Here is a 14,058-nt window from a genome sequence, read left to right on the forward strand (position 1 = left end):
ATATTCATGATCAAGAAAATACGCGTCCTTATCGTCGATGATTCCGCCAGCGTCCGGCAGACGCTGACTGCTGTTTTAGAGGCAGATCCTGCCATCGAAGTTATTGGCGCGGCTTCTGATCCCTTCATGGCTGCGAAGAAGATTCAGGAAGACGTTCCCGACGTCATCACACTCGATGTGGAGATGCCGCGCATGGACGGCATCACCTTCCTGCGCAAGATCATGTCGCAGCATCCGATACCGGTCGTCATGTGCTCATCGCTGACCGAGGCAGGCTCCGAGACACTCATACAGGCGCTGGAGGCGGGTGCCGTGGACGTGATCCTCAAGCCGCGCATCGGCGCGGCGGATCACCTCGCCGAATCCGGCATGCGCATCTGCGAAGTGGTCAAGAGCGCTGCACAGGCGCGGGTCAAGAACGTCAAGGTATCGTCGCGCTCCGCTTCCACGCTCGGCGTTCAGACGAAATTGACGGCGGACGCCGTTCTCCCACCGCCTTCCGGCAAGGCGATGGCCCGAACGACGGAAATGGTTATCTGCGTGGGCGCCTCGACAGGCGGCACGGAAGCCCTTCGCGAGATGCTGGAGAAACTGCCCTCCAACGCTCCGGGCATTGTCATCGTTCAACACATGCCGGAGAAATTTACCGGCGCTTTCGCCCGTCGCCTGAACGGTATCTGCGATGTGGAGATCAAGGAAGCGGAGGATGGCGACCCCGTTCTGCGCGGCCATGTTCTGATTGCGCCCGGTGACAAGCACATGCTGCTGGAACGGCAGGGCGCGCGTTACCACGTTTCCATCCGAAATGGTCCGCTCGTTTCGCGGCACCGGCCATCCGTCGATGTCCTGTTTCGCTCTGCCGCACGGTCTGCAGGTGGAAATGCCATGGGCGTGATCATGACCGGCATGGGCGACGATGGCGCGCGCGGCATGCTGGAAATGCATCAGGCCGGAGCCTACACCATTGCCCAGGACGAGGCCTCTTCCATCGTGTTCGGCATGCCGAAGGAAGCCATTGCGCATGGGGGTGTGGACAAGGTTGTTTCGCTGGACCAGATCGCCCGCGAAATCATGGCGGAAGACCGCAGACGCTGATTTATCTGACCGCGTCTTCAACCCCTGTTAACCATATTGCTGAATGATCGAACCTGCACCATGAAGCAGGTGCTTTTCCATGCGCGATGATCGCCTCCCCTCTTTTGTTCGGGTTCATTATGGCTGTTATCACGTTTGCCAACACCAAGGGCGGTGCGGGAAAAACCACCGCGGTTCTGCTGCTTGCTTCCGAGCTTGCCCGACGCGGCCTGCGCATCTGCGTGATCGACACCGACCCGCAACGCTGGCTTTCCAAGTGGCGCGAGAATGCGGATTACCGCGTGAACCTGTCCGTGATCACCTATGTATCCGCATCGAGCCTGCAGCAACACGTGCTGGATAACCGCAAGAAATTCGATCATGTCATCATCGACCTTCCCGGCGCGCAATCTCCGCTGCTGGCAACCGCTGTCGGCCTGTCCAACCACGTGCTGATCCCGGTTCAAGGCAGCACGATGGATGCACAAGGCGGCGCACAGGTTCTGGAACTGCTTCGCTATCTCTACGACCGAGCCGAGATCAAGATTCCGCATTCGGTCGTCCTGTCGCGCGTCAATTCCATGGTGACGACGCGTGCCCTGCTGGCGGCAAAAGCGCTGCTGGCGAAGCGCGACGTCCACGTTCTCGACACGCCCATCATCGAGCGCGCCGCCTTCCGCGACATGTTCGAATTCAGCGGCTATCTGCATATGATGAACCAGTCGCAGGTCAGTAATCTGGATAAGGCGCTTCAAAACAGCATGGCCTTTGCCGATGAGGTCCTGAAGCTTTTGCCAAACCAGACGGCGGCGCGTTCATCCTCCGCCGCCTGAACCGGTCGCGCCTCGATCATTCTCGCTTGTAGTCATCCTGCAAGCGAATGATGTCGTCTTCACCGAAATAAGAGCCAGTCTGGATTTCGATCAGCTCCAGCGGAATCTTGCCGTCATTGGCGAGCCGGTGGGGCTTGCCGATCGGGATATAGATGGACTCGTTCTCCGTCACCAGCCGCGTATTATCGTCAATCGTCACCGTTGCCGTGCCGCGCACGATGATCCAGTGTTCCGAGCGGTGATAGTGCTGCTGCAACGAAATGCGGTGGCCGGGCTCGACCTTGAGATGGCTGACGCGATAACGCGGGCCTGAATCCGTCTGCTCGATGTGGCCCCATGGGCGATAGACCCGCTTGTGCTTTTCCGTTTTCAGCGAATGGTCGCTGTCCTTCAGCGTCTCTACCAGACCTTTGACGTCCTGAACCCTGTCCTTCGGAGTTACGAGCACGGCGTCTTTCGTAGCAACGACCACGAGATCTTTTGCACCGACGACGGTGGTCAGAATACTACTGGAATGGATGAGGCAGCCTTCGGAATCCAATAGCAGCCCCTGCCCCTCCACGGCATTCTGGTTGCCCTGCTTGTCCGCGATTTCCCAGATGGCATCCCAGCTGCCAATGTCCGACCAGCGGAAGTGGCCGCGCACGACGGCCATCCGCTTGGTATTTTCGATCACTGCATAGTCGATGGAATTTTTGGGCGACGCTTCGAAGCTTTCCTTGTGCAACCGCACGAAGCCAAGATCGCTTTCGTAATTTTCGACGGCAGCGGTAACGGCCTTCAGGATTTCCGGCGCATATTTTTCCAATTCGCCGATCATGATGTCCGAGCGGAACAGGAAGTTGCCCGAGTTCCAGAGATAGCCCTTTTCGACATAGCTGACGGCGCGCTCCTCATCCGGCTTTTCGACGAAGGCCTCGACGATGCAGAGATCCTCATTGCCGTTGATCGGCTCACCCGGATTGATATAGCCGTAAGAGGTGCGCGGCTCGGTGGGCGTCAAACCGAAGACTACGATATTGCCATCCTCAGCCGCTTCCGCGCCAAGCTTTACGGCGTCCGCAAATAGATCATTGTCCAGCACGACGTGGTCGGCAGCGAGGGCCAGCACGAGCGAGCCCTTCTCGCGGCGCTCTGCCAGCACTGCGGCGGCGGCCATGGCGGCTGCGCTATCGCGCCGCGCGGGCTCCAGAACAACAGTCGCTGGAATATCCACTTCTTCTGCTTGACGGCGAGCGAAAAAGCGGAAGTCCTCGTTGGTGATTACCAGCGGCTCCGCGTAGAGCGCCTTATCACCAACGCGTTTCAGCGTTTGCTGGTAGGTGGAAAGATCGCCCACCAGTGGCTGGAACTGCTTGGGCAGTTGATCTCGTGACACCGGCCAAAGTCTCGACCCCGCTCCACCTGCCAGAAGTACCGGGGTAATCTTTCGCACCTGCTCACTCACAACTCACCTCTATGTTTACCGCATCCATACGACGTCGAGCCGCAACAAAACACGCATGACGGCAAATGCCAAGCGCGCATTGCGACACGCAAACAAACGACCGCCAAGGATGACGGTTCCGAAATCTAGCCGCATTGCAGTGGATAACTCCGCTCACGGATGATCATTCTTAGGACACCTAATCGATTGAAGCGTTCGCTCTTGAAGAAGATCGAGCGAATTGTTGCAGTGAACAACATCGAACGCTTGGCAGCGCCAATAAAAATACAATAACAACGGCCTCCATTCGAATTGATTTTGAGAAGGCGGGGCGCATGTCTGACAAAACGAAAGTGGCAACCGGAAAGACTTCCGTGACCGATCAGGAAGCTCTGGACTTCCACTCGCAGGGCCGTCCGGGCAAGCTGGAAATTACGCCGACCAAGCCGATGGCGACCCAGCGCGATCTCTCGCTGGCTTATTCTCCGGGCGTTGCCGTTCCGGTAAAAGCCATCGCCGAAGATCCAGCCACCGCCTATGATTACACCACGCGCGGCAACATGGTTGCCGTCATTTCCAACGGTACGGCCATTCTCGGTCTCGGAAACCTTGGCGCGCTGGCTTCAAAGCCAGTCATGGAAGGCAAGTCCGTTCTGTTCAAGCGCTTCGCAGATGTCGATTCCATCGACCTTGAAGTGGACACGGAAAACGCAGACGAGTTCATCAACTGCGTGCGCTATCTCGGCCCGTCCTTCGGCGGCATCAATCTCGAAGATATCAAGGCGCCGGAATGCTTCATCATCGAAAGCCGCCTGCGCGAAATCATGGATATTCCGGTATTTCATGATGACCAGCACGGCACGGCCATCATCGCAGCCGCTGGCCTTATCAACGCCATCGAGTTGACCGGGCGCGATTTCAACACGACCAAGCTCGTCTGCAACGGCGCGGGTGCTGCCGCCATCGCCTGTATGGACCTGATCAAGGCCATGGGCTTCAACCCTGCCAACATCACGCTCTGCGACACCAAGGGCGTAATCTATCAGGGCCGCACCGAAGGCATGAACCAGTGGAAATCCGCCCACGCGGTAAAGACCGACAACCGCACATTGGCTGAGGCCATGAAGGGCGCGGATGTCGTGTTCGGCCTTTCGCAGAAGGGTGCATTTTCGGAAGAGATGATCCGGTCGATGGCTCCGAAGCCCATCATCTTTGCCATGGCGAACCCGGACCCGGAAATCACGCCGGAAGAAGTTGCGCGTATCCGTGACGATGCCATCATGGCGACCGGCCGTTCGGATTACCCGAACCAGGTGAACAACGTTCTCGGCTTCCCCTATATTTTCCGCGGCGCGCTGGATGTTCGTGCCAGCCAGATCAACGAAGAAATGAAGATTGCCGCCGCGCAGGCGCTTGCCGATCTTGCGCGTGAAGACGTGCCGGATGACGTTGCAGCCGCCTATCAGGGCAACCGCCCGCGCTTCGGGCCGCAATACATCATTCCCGTGCCGTTCGATCCGCGCCTCATCTCCGCCATTCCGGTGGCTGTTGCGAATGCGGCAATCGAAACCGGTGTCGCGCGCCGGGTGCTGCCTGATCTCGACGCCTATGCCCGCGAGCTTTCCGCCCGTCGCGACCCGATGGCGTCCACGACGCAGCGCCTTTACGAGCGCGTTCGCCGTTCGCCGAAGCGCGTCGTATTCGCCGAGGCCGAAGAAGAACAGGTCATGCGTGCGGCAATCTCGTTCACCGCGCAGGGTCTTGGCACCGCTATCCTTCTCGGTCGCGATGACATCATCAAGGCCAATGCCGAACGGGCCGGTATCGATCTCGACCGCCCGAACATCAAGATCACCAATGCCCGTCTTTCGGAGCGCGTCGATGTCTATATCGACTATCTCTACGCGCGCCTTCAGCGCCAGGGCTTCCTGTTGCGCGACGTTCAGCGCCTCGTTCACAACGACCGTAACCACTTCGCCTCCTGCATGGTAGCGCTTGGCGATGCGGATGCCATGGTGACGGGTACGACCCGCAATTACTCCACGGCACTGGAGGATGTGCGCCGCTGCATCAACGTCAAGCCGGGGCACCGCGTGATCGGCGTTTCGCTGGTCGTATCGCGCAATCGTACCGTTTTCGTGGCCGATACTGCCGTTCACGACATGCCTTCGGCGTCGGACCTGGCGGATATCGCGGAAGAAGCAGCGGGTCTGGCGCGCCGTTTCGGGTATGAGCCGCGCGTCGCGATGCTGGCCTATTCCACCTTCGGCCATCCACTGGGCGAGCGCTCCGACAAGGTGCGTGAAGCGGTGAAAATCCTCGACAGCCGCAACGTCAACTTCGAAGTCGATGGCGAAATGTCGGCGGATATCGCGCTCAATCATCAGAAGATGCAGAGCCAGTATCCGTTTGCGCGCCTTTCCGGCCCTGCAAACGTCCTCGTCATGCCCGCTATCCACTCCGCATCCATCTCCACGAAAATGTTGCAGGAGCTTGGTGGCGCAACGGTCATCGGTCCACTTCTCGTCGGTCTCGACAAGTCGGTGCAGATCACCTCCATGGGTGCGAAGGACAGTGACATCGTCAACATGGCAGCGATTGCGGCCTACAACGCCGGTCGCTGACATTTCAGGGTGCCCGCCCGTGCGGGCACCCTCTCCCGGACACGTCATCCACAGGAAGTTTCATCCGGCTCCCGCCCTGACACGTTTCAGCCACATAGTTGGAATTGCGTCTGCGCAGATTTACAGTTTTCCATAAGCTGTCTAAGCATGGCGCGCAGATTTGCATCGCGTCGTCGCTGAGACGGCATGCGGATGCTGTAGACCGTGCCGCATGACGAATGGCTGGATTCCCTATGACGATGTCGAAATGCCTGACCGAGAAAATGTCCGGCGATACTACCCGCTCCGTTTACAGGCGGCTGTCCGAATGCCTTCTGGGCAACCCGAACGCGGTCATCGCGCTGTTCGGCCTCTACTACATCATCCAGATATTCGTTCGGCTGGCGATGCCACCGGCACTGCGCATAGACGAAGCACAACAGGTGCTTTTCGCGCAATGGCTGGCGCTCGGTTACGATGCGCAGCCGCCGCTTTACAACTGGTATCAGCAGATCGTTTTCAGCCTCTTCGGCACATCGATGGCGACGATTGCCATTGCCAAGAATTTCATCCTGTTCCTGACCTTTGCGGTTTACATAAAGCTCGCCGATCTTGTGCTGAAGGACAAACGGTTCGTCCTGATCTCGGCACTCGCGCTGTTTCTCAGCCCGCAGGTATTCTGGCAGGCCCAGCGTGACCTGACCCACACCGCCATGCTGATGCTGACCTGCACATGGCTGATTTATCTGAGCGTTCGCCTGATCCAGAAGCCAACGACCTGGGGATATCTTCTGGCAGGCCTGGCCGTTGGCCTCGGCATGCTGTCGAAATACAACTTCGTGCTGATCCTGCCTGCCGTTCTGGCCGCCGTCTGGTTTCATCCCAACGGGCGCGAGCGCATTCTCGACCGCCGTTTCCTTTTGACGATTGCCGTCAGCCTCATCGTCTTCATTCCCCATGCGATCTGGCTTTTCGAGAACTTACAATTCGCCTCCGAAGTCACGCTGAAGCGCATGGCCGAGGCGGCGCCGGACAGCCGCATGATGCAGATCGTGATGGGGGTGCTGCGCGTTATCCTGGGCTCGCTTGTCATCATCGCCATTCCAGCCCTGATCCTTTTCGCATCGAGAGCCAAAAACAAAAGTGCTCCGATTGGGGAAGCGGCGGAGGCGCATTGGATGCGCTTCTTCCTGCACTACTTCCTCGCACTGGCCGCCTTGCTCCTGCTCGTTATCGTCACCACTACCATGACGGAGGTGCGCGATAGATGGCTGCTGCCGCTGGTAATGCCGTTTCCTATTCTGGCAGCCCTCTGGTTCCAGAATGGACGGCTGGATCAGGTAAAATTCGTGGCAAAAGTCCTCCCTGTCTGCCTCGGCATCATGGGCTTTTTGCCTATTGCGCTGATTTTGTCTGTGCCTGTTCAGGCTCTTGTTGGTGATAGTTCGAAGTCCAACCGCGACTGGCAAAGCCTGCGCCACCATCTTCATGATGAGAAAGGCATCTCCCCTTCGCTGATAGTGACACCTGATTGGCTGACGGGCGGGAATATCCGCTTCATATTCCCGGAAACAACCGTCGCAACTGTCATCTATGACGACTTCGATCCGTCGTTTCAGCCATCCTTCGACCACCCTATCCTCTTCGTTTCTTCAGGCGATGGTGACACGGACAAGATGACCGCGTGGCTGGAAGGCCAGATCGGTGTGAAGCTGAAGAACGTAACGGTAAATAGTTTCTCATCGCCCATGTACTATCCGATAGAAGGCAGGATGCAGAATTACACCTACAGCCTGATCACACCGGACAATTTCGAAGGCACGCCACGGCAGCCATAGTCGACAAACAATATGCAAAGATGTTAGGCAATCTCTGGCGCAGGTGTGCTGGTTTCGTCGTGGGTGGGTGAAGAATGGATAGAGGCGGCTCTTTCGGCAAATGCGAGGTGTTGGTCATCGGCACCGGCATCATAGGCGCCATGTCGGCGCTCTATCTCCAAAACGCTGGCAAAAGCGTAACGTTTCTGGAACGTGGTGATGTCGCACGCGGCGCGAGCGCTGGAAATGCAGGCATTCTGGCCTTTCCCGAAATCATTCCCATGGCAGCGCCCGGCATCATGAAGAGGGCCCCCAAGTGGCTGATGGATCCGCTCGGACCTCTCAGCGTGCCGCCAGCCTATGCGCATAAGATCGCAGCTTGGCTTTGGCGCTTCTGGAAAGCCAGTTCGCCACGCATGTACGAACACGGCCTCAGAGTTCAGACCCGGATGATGGCGCTTGCCTCTGCAGAAATGCAGCACGTTGCCGCCATGCCTGAACTTTCCCGTTTCGTCTCCAACACCGGCACGCTTGATCTCTACGACAGCAGAGCGAGCTTCGATGCCTCCAGCCCTCATTGGGAGGAAAAAGCCAAGGCGGGTTTTGACTTTTCGCGCATCGACAGAATGGAAATCGATGAGCTCCAGCCCGGGCTTGCACCGCAGTTCAAGCATGCGGTTTTCACGCCTGCAGGATTGCAGGTCAGCGATCCGCATGAGTTCACCAAAGCAATCGCGGAACTGGTCATCGCCAGAGGTGCGACGCTGCGCAAGGGCGAAGCTCTCAGGATCGAAACCGTCGGTGAGAGTACCATCGTCACTCTTACCAATGGTGACAAGATCGATGCGGACCGGGTTATCGTTGCGGGTGGCGCATGGTCGAAACCGCTTGCCGCGACGCTCGGCGATATCGTGCCGCTGGAGACCGAGCGCGGCTATAACACGACGCTGCCGGTTGGTGCATTCGATCTGAAAAGACAGATTTATTTCAACGACCACGCCTTCGTGGTGACGCCGCTTTCTTCCGGCGTGCGCGTCGGTGGCGCGGTGGAACTTGGCGGCTTGGACCTGCCCGCAAATTTCCGCCGCTCGGAAGCCATGTTGAAAAAGGCAAGCCAGTTCCTGCCAGGACTGAAAACGGAAGGCGGAAAGCAGTGGATGGGTTTCCGTCCCTCCCTGCCGGACAGCCTGCCCGTGATTGGCCGGTCGCGCGCGGCACGCTCGGTCATCTACGCCTTCGGCCATGGGCATCTGGGCCTCACCCAATCCGCAGCGACGGCACGTCTTGTCACGGAACTCGTCGGCGATCGGGAAACGTCCATCTCTACCGACCCATTCCGCGCCAACCGATTTTCCTGAAAAAAAAGGCCCGCTTGAAGGCGGGCCTCTCTTGCTCGGGTTTTTCGCAGATCAGAATGGCGAATCCGGGAAGTAGAAGTCCTTCGCGTTATCCTTCGTCACCAGCGTAGCGTCGAGAATATAGGTGCCACGAACCGGGACCTGATCGTAGAAGTTCGCTGCCGTCAACTCCATTGCGGTTGCCACCATGGATGGCGGATAGAGAACGTCGACCGGGATCATCTTGTCGCCATCCATGACCTTCTTGATCATGTCCTTCGAGCCTGCACCGGCAACGACATATTGAATGTCGGTGCGCTTGGCCTGTTCAATGGCCTGAAGAACGCCGACAGCCATGTCGTCATCCTGGCACCATACGACATCGATCTTCGGGTATTTCGTCAGGTAATCCTGCATGACCTTGAAGGCATCGTCGCGGTTCCAGTTGCCGAACTGGCGATCCAGAACCCTGACCTTGGAACCGGCAATGCCCTTGTCGAAACCATCCTGGCGCTGCTGGTCAATCGGGATCGGCAGGCCGCGAATGACGACGACCTGAGCATCGGGCGTCTTCTCGGCAATGTATTTGCCTGCGACTTCACCAAGCGCCGGGTTGTTACCGGCCACGTAAAGATCGCGAACGGTATCGTCATTGACGCTCGGTGCGCGGTCTACCAGCGCGACGAACTTGCCATTGCCCTTCACTTCCTTGATGGCGTTGACCAGCGGATCCGGATCGGATGGCAGGATGACGAGGGCGTCGATACCCTGCGTCTCGAGATCCTGTACGGCGTTGGCCTGCGTCGCGGCATCCGGCGATGTCTTGACGATGACGTTGAGGCCGGGATGCTCCTTCATCAACAGCTTGGCAACGCGTTCGGCATGGAACACCACGCCCGCGGTCCAGCCATGGTCGGCAGCGGGGATCGAAACGCCAATCGTCACTTTCTTGTCCTGCGCCTGCACTGCCCCCGCAAGTGCCACCAGCGCCACGGCCATTCCAAACAGTCTTTTCCGCATAAGTCTTCCTCCCAAAAGATAAGGTCTCTATTTACGAAGCCGGGAGACCTTTCGACCCGGTATTTCTTAGAGCGCCGTGCGTCCGGTGGGACGCACTAAGGACGCTCTAACATCTTCAGTATGCGCATCGTGCTTTGCGAAATCGATTCCGATTTCGCGCCGATGCGCTAGCGCTGGCGCATCAATGAGCGCTGCACCAGCATGGCGATGATGATGATCGCACCCTGAATGGCGCCAATCAGATATTCGCTGATGAAGTTCGACAGCAGCATGATATTGCCGACGAGTTCGAGGATGAAGGCGCCGCAGATGGTGCCCCAGACGCGCCCTGCCCCGCCCTTCAATGCCGTTCCGCCGACAACGACAGCGGTGATGGCCTGCAATTCCCACATCATGCCCGTTGTGGCCGATGTGGAGCCGAGGCGCGGCACGTACAAAAGAACGGCGATGGCAACGCACAGACCCTGAATGACGAAAGCGATGGTGCGGACACGGTTGACGGCAATGCCGGAATATTTGGCCACATCGCGGTTCGAGCCGACGGCGGTGACATGGCGACCGTAACGCGTGCGGTATAGAATGAAGGCAGCGACGCAGGTCACTGCGATGATGACGATGATGGGCACCGGCACGCCGAAGATCGTACCGAAATAGGCAGGGCGATACATGCTTTGTAGCTGGGGTTCGCGCAACGTTATGGCGCCGCCTTGCGAAAGCCATGTCGTCAGGCCGCGATAAACGCCCATCGTGCCAAGCGTCGCGATAAATGGCTCGATCTTTCCGACAGTCGTGATCAGGCCATTGGCGAGACCACAGAGAGAACCGGCAATGACGGTAAACACGATTGCCGTCACCAGCATCAGCGCCGGATCGGTTATCGTGCCGGAATTCATCAGCAGGATCATGAGACTGGCAACAAAGGCGACCATGGAGCCGACCGACAGATCCAGATCACCCGCCGAAATGACGAAGGTAGCACCTACCGCGATAATGGCGATGAAGGCGCTTCGGGTGGCAACGTTGGCGAGGTTGTTGATGCTGATGAAGTTCGGGTTCACCAGCGCGCCGACGATCAGCAGCAGCAGAAGGGCGACGAAAGGGGCGACCGCGCGCAGGTCCACATCGCGAAACGAGCGCGACCGCCGGTCACTTTTTTCCTTGCCGTCTTCACTTACACTCATACCCAAAACAGACCTCCCGTCCTGCCTTATCGCCTGCAACGATTCCCCTCGTGATCAGGCTGCTATTTTTGTTTTCAATCCGGCGGCGTAGCGCATGATTTCCTGCTCGTTGATCTCATCTCCCTCGAGCATCCCCACGATCCGCCCTTCGCGCATCACTGCAATGCGGGTGCAGAGGCCGATAACCTCCTGCATTTCCGAGGAAACGACGATGATGGAGTGCCCGTCGCGCGCAAGCGCCGAGATGAAATGATAGATCTGCTGCTTGGTGCCGACATCGATGCCGCGTGTGGGCTCATCGATAATGATGATCTTCGGCTCGGTTTCCATGACCTTTGCCAGAAGAAGCTTCTGCTGGTTACCGCCCGACATACGGCCAACCACGACATTGCCATCGCGCACGCGTATATCAAATCGGCGGCGGGCTTTTTCCAGCGCGCGGGCTTCGCTGCCGGAACTGAGATAGCCAAAACGGCCATGACGGTCGAGCGATTGAAGGGTTAGGTTAAGTCCCATTCCCGCTGTCAATAGAAGCCCTTTGGACTTCCTGTCCTTGGTCATATAGGCAAGGCCCGCATCGATGGATGCATGAAGATCATGCGAGGGAAGCGATGCGCCGTTGACATCCACCTCTCCGCCGTGCCGCGCCTTGAGGCCGACAATTGCCTCCATAAGCTCGGTGCGACCAGAGCCGATGAGGCCGGAAAAACCAAGAATTTCACCCTTGCGCAATTCAAAGCTGGCGTCGTTCACGTAACGGGTCGAAACATTCTTTACGCTAAGAACAACCTGCTCATCGACATTGGGCTCATGCTTTGCCGGATAGAGACTGGAAAGCTCACGCCCCACCATCAATTGCGCAATGGCTTCACCATCCAGCATGGCGGTGGGTGCAGTCTTGACCCAATGACCATCCCGCAGCACGGTCACGCGGTCGGTGAGTTCCATGACTTCATCGAGCTTATGCGAGACGAACACGAAGCTGGTGCCCTGGTCGCGCAGCTTGCGGACCTGCTTGAACAGATAATTGGTTTCTTCCCGAGAAAGAACGGCGGTCGGCTCATCCATGAAGACGATGCGCGCTTCACGACTGATCGCCTTTGCGATTTCAACCATCTGCTTTTCAGCAATGGAGAGGCTCGAAATCATCGCATTTTCATCGACGTGGCAATTCAGAAGATCGAGAATGCGGCGCGTTTCCGCGCGCATGAATTTACGATCCAGAATGCCGAAACGCGTCACTTCGCGCCCGAGGAAAATGCTTTCCGCAACAGTGAGATGTTCCGCCAGATTGAATTCCTGGTGGATGATAACGATTCCCAGAGCCTCCGCGGCGCCATTGGGCGGAAGCTTGATTGGCTTGCCGTCCAGCAGAATCTCACCGGAGCTTGGCTGCTCGAAGCCGGATAAAACCTTGACCAGCGTGGATTTTCCCGCGCCGTTTTCACCCATCAAAGCGTGGATTTCGCCAGCCTTCAGCTCGAAATTGACGCTGAACAGAACCTGCACACCATTGAATGATTTTGAAATGCGTCGAGCGCAAAGCACCGCGTCGCCATTATCGGCGGTCTCCATCCCCATTCCTCCATGCGGCTCCATCCGCATGCTTTATGTAAACCTTTACATCACCTATGTAAAGGTTTACATTCGCCATAATTACGCAGATGTGATCAATCCGTTTGACGCAACGGGCGGCGTGTGTAGTGTCCGGTCGCAGACAGACCCGAGGCTTACCTTTGTCCCATTCCTCCCCAGCCACCATTGAAGATGTTGCCCGAATAGCGGAGGTATCCATTGCCACCGTGTCGCGCGCCATCCACACGCCTGAAAAGGTGGCCAACTCCACGCGGCTGAAGGTCAATCAGGCCATTGCCGTCACGGGTTACACAACGAATGCGATGGCGCGCAGCTTGCGCCTTGGCCGATCCAACATGATTCTGGTGGTGGCGCCGGATATTGGCAACCCGAATTTTTCCAGCATTCTGATCGGACTGGAAAACGAGGCCCGTGCGCATGGTTATGGGATTTTGATCGGCCATACGCAGAACGACGCGCAGCGTGGCCTTGAATATCTGAAATTTCTCAATTCCAACCAGGCAGCGGGACTTATTCTCTTCACCGGCATCCTGCCTTTCGGGCATCAGGATATGACGGCACGGCTTCCCCCAAGTGTCGGGGTTTTCGAGCCCGTCTTCAACGGCGGCATTCCCTATGTGGGTGTGGATGACACGGTGGGCGCGCGGAAGATCGTGGATATGCTGATTGCCGAAGGCCATGAGCGCATCGCCTTCATAGGCGATTCCCGCGTTCGGCTTGCCTATACACGTAGGCGTGCGGGTTTCGAGGAAGGCATGAACGCTGCCGGGATCGGCACCTCATCCCGCATGATCCTTGAAGGTGATGGAACGTTGGAAAGCGGGCGTCTCGCGGTCGAACAACTGTTCATGCGCGACAAGCTGCCCACCGCTTTCATGTGCGTCAACGACCAAACTGCCGTTGGTGTGATGATCGGTCTTTCCGCGCGCGGATATGATGTGCCGAACGATTTTTCGGTGACGGGTTTTGACGACATTCCGCAGGCTGTCTTCATGTCACCGGCGCTGACGACCATTCGCCAGCCGCGCAGCGCAATCGGCAAACATGCCATGGCGCTTCTGCTCGAATTGCTGAATGGCGAGATGCCGAAACAATCGGAAATCCTTCTCACGCCCGATCTGGTCGTGAGAAACTCCGTTGGTGCGCCAAGCCGCCGACGGAGTTAAGAGAT

General features: G+C 57.8%; 10 protein-coding genes. 6 read left to right on the forward strand and 4 right to left on the reverse strand.

Going from position 1 to position 14,058, the window contains the following annotated elements:
* Positions 1-6 precede the first annotated feature (6 nt).
* Together CFBP5473_RS17505 and CFBP5473_RS17510 are read left to right on the forward strand one after the other, a co-directional pair.
* Positions 7-1,095, forward strand: a complete 1,089-nt coding sequence (locus CFBP5473_RS17505) for a protein-glutamate methylesterase/protein-glutamine glutaminase (protein WP_027674981.1) — start codon at positions 7-9, stop codon at positions 1,093-1,095.
* A 119-nt stretch (positions 1,096-1,214) separates the two neighbouring features.
* Complete coding sequence (locus CFBP5473_RS17510; RefSeq protein ID WP_027674980.1) at positions 1,215-1,907, forward strand: ParA family protein; 693 nt, start codon at positions 1,215-1,217, stop codon at positions 1,905-1,907.
* A gap of 16 nt (positions 1,908-1,923) precedes the next feature.
* Here CFBP5473_RS17510 and CFBP5473_RS17515 read toward each other — a convergent pair whose 3' ends face one another.
* On the reverse strand, positions 1,924-3,354 hold the full coding sequence (locus CFBP5473_RS17515) for a mannose-1-phosphate guanylyltransferase/mannose-6-phosphate isomerase (protein ID WP_027674979.1): 1,431 nt from the start codon (positions 3,352-3,354) through the stop codon (positions 1,924-1,926).
* 314 nt (positions 3,355-3,668) lie between these two features.
* On the opposite strand from CFBP5473_RS17515, the gene CFBP5473_RS17520 reads away from it, so the two are divergent.
* From CFBP5473_RS17520 to CFBP5473_RS17530, 3 genes are all read left to right on the forward strand, one after another.
* Entirely contained in the window at positions 3,669-5,957 is a 2,289-nt protein-coding gene (locus CFBP5473_RS17520) for an NADP-dependent malic enzyme (RefSeq protein ID WP_027674978.1), read from the forward strand.
* A 233-nt stretch (positions 5,958-6,190) separates the two neighbouring features.
* Positions 6,191-7,774: a glycosyltransferase family 39 protein gene (locus CFBP5473_RS17525; protein ID WP_157835796.1), complete on the forward strand. Its 1,584-nt coding sequence runs from the start codon at positions 6,191-6,193 to the stop codon at positions 7,772-7,774.
* A gap of 74 nt (positions 7,775-7,848) precedes the next feature.
* Positions 7,849-9,111 (forward strand): NAD(P)/FAD-dependent oxidoreductase, encoded by a 1,263-nt coding sequence (locus CFBP5473_RS17530; protein WP_027674977.1) that lies wholly within the window; start codon positions 7,849-7,851, stop codon positions 9,109-9,111.
* Between the two features lie 51 nt (positions 9,112-9,162).
* Here CFBP5473_RS17530 and CFBP5473_RS17535 read toward each other — a convergent pair whose 3' ends face one another.
* The 3 genes from CFBP5473_RS17535 to CFBP5473_RS17545 form a co-directional block, all read right to left on the reverse strand.
* Positions 9,163-10,110, reverse strand: coding sequence for a substrate-binding domain-containing protein (locus CFBP5473_RS17535; protein WP_027674976.1), 948 nt, complete (start codon positions 10,108-10,110; stop codon positions 9,163-9,165).
* A gap of 167 nt (positions 10,111-10,277) precedes the next feature.
* Positions 10,278-11,291, reverse strand: a complete 1,014-nt coding sequence (locus CFBP5473_RS17540) for an ABC transporter permease (RefSeq protein ID WP_027674975.1) — start codon at positions 11,289-11,291, stop codon at positions 10,278-10,280.
* Between the two features lie 54 nt (positions 11,292-11,345).
* Entirely contained in the window at positions 11,346-12,872 is a 1,527-nt protein-coding gene (locus CFBP5473_RS17545) for a sugar ABC transporter ATP-binding protein (RefSeq protein WP_027674974.1), read from the reverse strand.
* Between the two features lie 155 nt (positions 12,873-13,027).
* Between CFBP5473_RS17545 and CFBP5473_RS17550 the strand changes: the two genes are divergently transcribed.
* Positions 13,028-14,053 (forward strand): LacI family DNA-binding transcriptional regulator, encoded by a 1,026-nt coding sequence (locus CFBP5473_RS17550; protein WP_027674973.1) that lies wholly within the window; start codon positions 13,028-13,030, stop codon positions 14,051-14,053.
* The last annotated feature ends 5 nt before the right edge of the window (positions 14,054-14,058 follow it).

The organism is Agrobacterium larrymoorei (assembly GCF_005145045.1).
Lineage (GTDB): Bacteria > Pseudomonadota > Alphaproteobacteria > Rhizobiales > Rhizobiaceae > Agrobacterium > Agrobacterium larrymoorei.